Origin of the sequence: Sandarakinorhabdus oryzae (genome assembly GCF_009733735.1) — a bacterium.
Taxonomy (GTDB): Bacteria; Pseudomonadota; Alphaproteobacteria; order Sphingomonadales; family Sphingomonadaceae; genus Sandarakinorhabdus; species Sandarakinorhabdus oryzae.
This window is the reverse complement of the sequence record NZ_WNJP01000177.1, coordinates 1-5,369: the sequence shown is the minus strand read 5'-3', so window position 1 is coordinate 5,369 and position 5,369 is coordinate 1. Positions and strand designations below refer to the sequence as shown.

General features: G+C 65.8%; 7 protein-coding genes. 3 read left to right on the top strand and 4 right to left on the bottom strand.

Annotation, left to right across the window (positions count from 1 at the left end):
• Together GJ693_RS13530 and GJ693_RS13525 are read left to right on the top strand one after the other, a co-directional pair.
• A partial coding sequence (locus GJ693_RS13530; RefSeq protein ID WP_156256807.1) for an SDR family NAD(P)-dependent oxidoreductase occupies positions 1-755 on the top strand: 755 nt, incomplete at its 5' end.
• 54 nt (positions 756-809) lie between these two features.
• Entirely contained in the window at positions 810-1,661 is an 852-nt protein-coding gene (locus tag GJ693_RS13525) for an LOG family protein (protein WP_156256806.1), read from the top strand.
• A 117-nt stretch (positions 1,662-1,778) separates the two neighbouring features.
• On the opposite strand, the gene GJ693_RS13520 is transcribed toward GJ693_RS13525, so the two are convergent.
• Both GJ693_RS13520 and GJ693_RS13515 read right to left on the bottom strand, forming a co-directional pair.
• Complete coding sequence (locus GJ693_RS13520; protein ID WP_156256805.1) at positions 1,779-2,117, bottom strand: hypothetical protein; 339 nt, start codon at positions 2,115-2,117, stop codon at positions 1,779-1,781.
• Positions 2,118-2,311: 194 nt separating this feature from the next.
• Complete coding sequence (locus tag GJ693_RS13515) at positions 2,312-2,881, bottom strand: c-type cytochrome (protein WP_235902916.1); 570 nt, start codon at positions 2,879-2,881, stop codon at positions 2,312-2,314.
• Between the two features lie 122 nt (positions 2,882-3,003).
• On the opposite strand from GJ693_RS13515, the gene GJ693_RS13510 reads away from it, so the two are divergent.
• A complete protein-coding gene (locus GJ693_RS13510) occupies positions 3,004-3,900 on the top strand; it encodes a prephenate dehydratase (protein ID WP_156256804.1) in 897 nt (298 codons plus the stop codon).
• A 139-nt stretch (positions 3,901-4,039) separates the two neighbouring features.
• Here the strand turns inward: GJ693_RS13510 and rsmD are convergent, their stop codons facing one another.
• Together rsmD and GJ693_RS13500 are read right to left on the bottom strand one after the other, a co-directional pair.
• Positions 4,040-4,576 carry a 16S rRNA (guanine(966)-N(2))-methyltransferase RsmD gene (rsmD, locus tag GJ693_RS13505; protein ID WP_156256803.1) on the bottom strand — a complete coding sequence of 179 codons (537 nt, stop codon included), beginning with the start codon at positions 4,574-4,576 and terminating at the stop codon, positions 4,040-4,042.
• Positions 4,576-5,369: pseudouridine synthase (locus GJ693_RS13500; RefSeq protein WP_235902914.1), on the bottom strand; the 794-nt coding region annotated here is incomplete at its 5' end. The genes rsmD and GJ693_RS13500, both read right to left, overlap by 1 nt.

Here is a 5,369-nt window from a genome sequence, read left to right as displayed (position 1 = left end):
GCGGGATCGGGCGGGCGCTGGCCGTGGCGCTGGCGGCACGCGGGGCGCTGGTGGCGGCGGCTGACATCAACGCCGACGGCGTGGCCGAAACCGCAACATTGTGCGGCGGCGAGGCGCTGGTGCTCGATCTGGCCGATGGCGCCGCCGGCGTGCAGGCGGTGGAGTGGCTGGTCGCCCGCCATGGCCGGCTCGATACGGTGTTTGCCAATGCCGGCATCGGCTACACGCGGCGGCTGCTGAAGGCCGATCTGGATGATCCAGGCCTGGCGCGGCTGTGGGAAATCAACATGCTGGGGCCAACCCGGCTGGCGCAGGCGCTGGTCGCCGCGGCCGAAGCCGGGCGCTGGCGGGCGCGGATCGTCATCACCGGTTCGGAAAACAGCCTGTCGCTGCCGCCGTCGATCCAGAATTTCGGCAATGGCCTCTATGCCGCGTCAAAACACGGCGTGCTGATCCTGGCCGAATGGCTGGCGACCGAGGCGCGCAACGCCGGCAAGCCCCTGGACGTGCATGTGCTGCTGCCCGGCGGCGTCTACACCGGGCTCACCGCGGCCGGGCTTGGCGAGGATGAGTCGAAGTGGCCGGCCGAAATGGGCATCATCCGCCCCGAACGCGCCGCCGAAATCTGCCTGAAGGGCCTCGATCTGGGCCTGTTCCACATCCCCACGCACGCCCATCTTCATACTGACATGGCCTGGAGATACGACAGTGTGGGTGCTGCCACCGCGGCGCTGGGCCTGACGAAACAGGCGTGACAAGCCAAGGCGTCTGCCCTATCCCCCGCGACCGATTTGCAGAGAGAATTGAAGATGATGACTCCGCCGGTGCCGCCCCGGATCTTCCCGACCGCCGAAGCCGACGCCCGGCTGGGCAACACGCCCACCGCCGTGCCGCAGACCGAGCACCCGGCCTATCGCCTCGCCTTCCAGGATACGGACTTTCTGCTGCGCGAAGACCTGCGCCCGGTCCGTTTCCAGCTGGAATTGATGAAGCCGGAAGTGCTGCTCACCGAGGCTGACATCCATGCCACCTTCGTCTTCTACGGCTCGGCCCGCATCCCGGCGCCGGAAAACGCGCAAGGCCTGATCGACGCTGCCCCGACGCCGGAGCGCAAGGCTGCGGCCGAACGGCTGGCCCGCAACGCCCGCTATTACGATGTGGCGCGCGAACTGGCGGTGCTGGTCTCCACCTTCTGCAAGGACGAAAAGCGTTGCTTCACCGTCTGTTCCGGCGGCGGCCCCTCGATCATGGAAGCCGCCAACCGCGGCGCCTGGGAAAGCGGCGCGCCGTCGCTTGGCATGAACATCGTGCTGCCGCATGAGCAGGTGCCCAATCCCTATGTGACGCCGGGCCTGTCCTTCCAGTTCCACTATTTCGCGCTCCGGAAGATGCACTTCCTGATGCGCGCCAAGGCGGTCGCCGTCTTCCCCGGCGGCTTTGGCACCTTCGACGAACTGTTCGAACTCCTCACCCTGGTGCAGACCGGCAAGGTCGCCCCGCTGCCGATCCTGATCTATGGCCGCGACTTCTGGAACCGCGTGGTGAATTTCGAGGCGCTGGCCGAAGAAGGCGTGATCGCGCCGGATGACCTCAAGCTGTTCCACTTCGTCGAGACCGCCGAGGAAGGTTGGGCGGTCGTGAAGGCGCATTACGGGCTGTAGGAGACTGAAATCAGGCCGACTTTTTCTTGCAGGCCCGATTTATTGGATTGGCGCAAGCTTATATCAAAGGCGACCATCATCGAACCAAGTTAGCTGCCTAGAAAATTGCAGTTCAATTCAACGGTGGATTATCGGCCAAAGCGCAATCAATATTCCGGCAGCGGCCAGTATAATAGAAAAAGACTCCATAGGAATTGACATGAATCGGTGGCGTGCGTTGTAGAAGAGCCGGGATCTTAATGTAACTGACTGACGCAATGCGAGGCGTTTGGCGTTGAGTGTCGAACCACGCTTCCAATTGATCAATGCAGCCGTAAAGAGCGAAAGTCCCCAATACCATGGGCTGTCGGGGATATAGGCCTTCCCGATGGTTGCAGCGACGCCGAACAGGGAAAGTGTGAAAAACAATATCCAGATTGTCTGGTATCCCCGACCTTGCCACCAGAAAATGAACATTGGGCGACACCTCCGAATGCATTATTGTGCGATGCACTAGGGATTTGCAACTGGTGGTGCATATCGGTTTTGGACTGTTCGAAGATAAACGGGTGCAGGGACGAGCTCCTGCCCGCCGGAGGCCATTTCCAGCCGACCCAACGAAAAGGGGCGGCAGCCGCAGCCACCGCCCCTCATCTTGAAACCCGACGCGCTTATTTGGCGGCCGGTGCCTCCTCGGCGGGCGCTGCCGGCAGCGGCAGCGGGCTGTCGCTCTTGGTGTTGAGCCAGGCGATGACGGCGGCGCGCTCTTCCGGCTTGCTGATGCCGGCGAAGCTCATCTTGTTGCCCGGCACGTCGGCCTTGGGGCTCTTCAGCCACGCCCAGATCGCATCGAAATCCCATTTGCCGCCGACCTTGGCAGCGAGCGCGTCGGAATAGGAGAAGCCGGCATGGCTGGCGATGGGCCGGCCAACGACGCCCCACAGATTGGGGCCGGTGCCATTGGCGCCGCCCTTGTCGGCGTTGTGGCATGCTGCGCACTTCTTGAAGGTGGCCTCGCCTTTGGCGACATCGGCGCTGGCGAGATAGAACGCGGCAGGCTTTTCGGCTTCGGCGGCGGGAGCGCCACCGGCCGGTGCTTCCTCGACGCCGGCGATTTCATAACCGGGCTTTTCCGGCATGTGGCGGGCAAACATCATGTCGCTGGCGATCGAAACGCCCAGCACGGCCACCATGCCGGCGAGCAGGCCGCCGAAGATCTTATTCCACTCAAAGCTGTCCACGTCGAGGCTCCGTTGCGGCGCCCGGGCTGACCCGCCTGCGCCTTCCTGTCGCAGCGATTAGGCAATATCGCCGAGCCTCGCAAGCATTTGCTTGTTGCAGCGCACTATCATAACGAACCGTCATGAGCAGCAGCTATCCGCCCCTGGCCCAGGCCCTTGTCGATCGCATGGCAGAGGCCGCCGCCGCGGCGCCCGACCGCGCGGTGGCGTTCCAGGGTGCGCCTGGCGCCTACAGCCACCAGGCGGTGCGCGAGGCGTTCCCGGATCGGCTGCCGCTGCCGTGCGCCAGTTTTGAAGATGCCATCGAGGCCGTGCAGGCCGGCCGCGCCGGCGTGGCCATGATCCCCATCGAGAATAGCCTGCACGGCCGGGTGGCCGATATCCATTTCCTGCTCCCCGAATCCGGCCTGTCGATCGTGGGCGAGCATTTCGTGCGGGTGCGCCACTGCCTGCTGGCGCTGGGCGAGAAGGCGAGCTTGCGCGAAGTGAAGAGCCATGTCCAGGCGCTGGGCCAGGTGCGCCGCCACCTGCGGGCCTGGGGCATCGCGCCGGTGCAATATTTCGATACTGCCGCAGCCGCGGCGGCCGTGGCCGGCGACGGTGATGCCAGCGTGGGCGCCATCGCCAGCCGGCTGGCGGGGGAGCTTTATGGCCTCAACATTCTCGCCGAAGGGGTGGAAGACGCCGATCACAACACCACCCGTTTCGTGGTGCTGAGCCGCGAGGCCGCCGTGCCACCGCTTGGGATTCCGGCCATGACCAGCTTCAATTTCGAGGTGCGATCCGTGCCGGCGGCGCTGTTCAAGGCGCTGGGCGGCTTTGCCACCAACGGCGTCAACATGACCAAGCTGGAATCCTATCTGCGCGACGGCAAGTTCAGCCAGGCCGAATTCTATGCCGAAATCGAAGGCTCGCCGCAGGAGCCGCCTGTCCAGCGGGCGTTGGAGGAACTGGCCTTCTTCACCAACTGGGTGAAGCTGATCGGCACCTATCCCCGCGCGCGGGACCGGGCGGCGTAACACCCTCTCCCCTTGCGGGAGAGGGTCGACTCGCGCGCCAGCGCGGCGGGGTGAGGGGCCACAACGTCGGGATGTCGGACACCCCTCACCCCGGGCCGCTTTCGGCGTCTCTCGCCCTCTCCCACAAGGGGAGAGGGATTCAGGCCGGGGCTCGCAGCAGCCTGACCAGCGCCTTGCCGAAGCGGCGTTCCACCAAGCGCTCCCAATCGCTGGCGAGGCTGTCCCCCGCCGCGGTTTCGATGCTGATGATGGCGCCCGGTGCGATCCAGCCGCGTTCCTGTAGGGTGGTCAGGGCCGGATCGACCAGGCCCTGTCCGTAGGGAGGATCGAGAAACACCAGATGATGCGCGCGCGGCGCCGGGCCCAGGCTGGCCACCGGGCCTTGCCGCACGTCGCCGGTGGCGCCCAAGGCCGCGAGATTGGCCTTGATCGCCTTCACAGCAGCGGCGTCGCTATCCACGAAACAGGCGCTGCCGGCGCCGCGCGACAGCGCCTCTATGCCGAGCGCGCCGGTGCCGGCAAACAGATCGAGCACGTCGAGCCCCTCGAAGCTGCCAAGCCGGCTGGCGAGCATGGAGAAGATCGCCTCACGGGCACGGTCGCTGGTCGGGCGGGTGGCCTCTCCGGCCGGCGCCTTCAGCGCCCGGCCCCGCCAGCGCCCCGAGATCACCCGCATCAGCGCGTCTCCGGTCTTGCGGCCTTCAGCATCGACCTGAGCAGGGCCACATCGGAATCGGGGATTTCATCGGCCATGCGCGGCGGCAGATCATCAAGGCCGATCGGGCCATAGGCGACGCGAATCAGCCGGTTCACTTGCAGCCCGACATGTTCGAGCACGCGGCGCACCTCGCGGTTCTTGCCTTCGCGGATGGTGACGATCAGCCAGAGATTATGGCCGGTCTTGCGTTCGATATCAGCCAGGATCGAACCATAGTGCACGCCATCGATGGTGACACCATCGGCCAGCGCCTCCAGTGCCTTCTGCGTGACCTCGCCAAAGGCGCGAACACGGTAGACGCGCGGCACCTGGGATGACGGCAGTTCCAGCGCGCGCTTCAGTTCGCCATCGGTGGTGAGCAGCAGCAGGCCCTCGGTGTTCATGTCCAGCCGGCCGACGGGGACAACGCGGGGCAGGCCGGGCGGGAGAATGTCCATAATGGTCGGGCGGCCGGCCGGATCGCGCGCGGCGGTGAGGAAGCCGGCAGGCTTGTGGAAGCGATAGAGCTTGGCCGGCGCGATGCCGGCAACGGGCTCGCCATCCACGGTGACATTGGCCAGGCTGGTGATGTTGAGCGCTGGCGAAGTGAGTTTCTCGCCGGCGATGGCAATGCGGCCCTCGCCAATCATGCGCTCGATATCGCGGCGCGATCCGACGCCGGCGCGGGCCAGTGCCTTGGCGATGCGCTGCGGGGCGACCTCGGTCTGGCGCACCGGCGGCGCCGCGCGCTTGATGCGGGGGGCATCGCTGC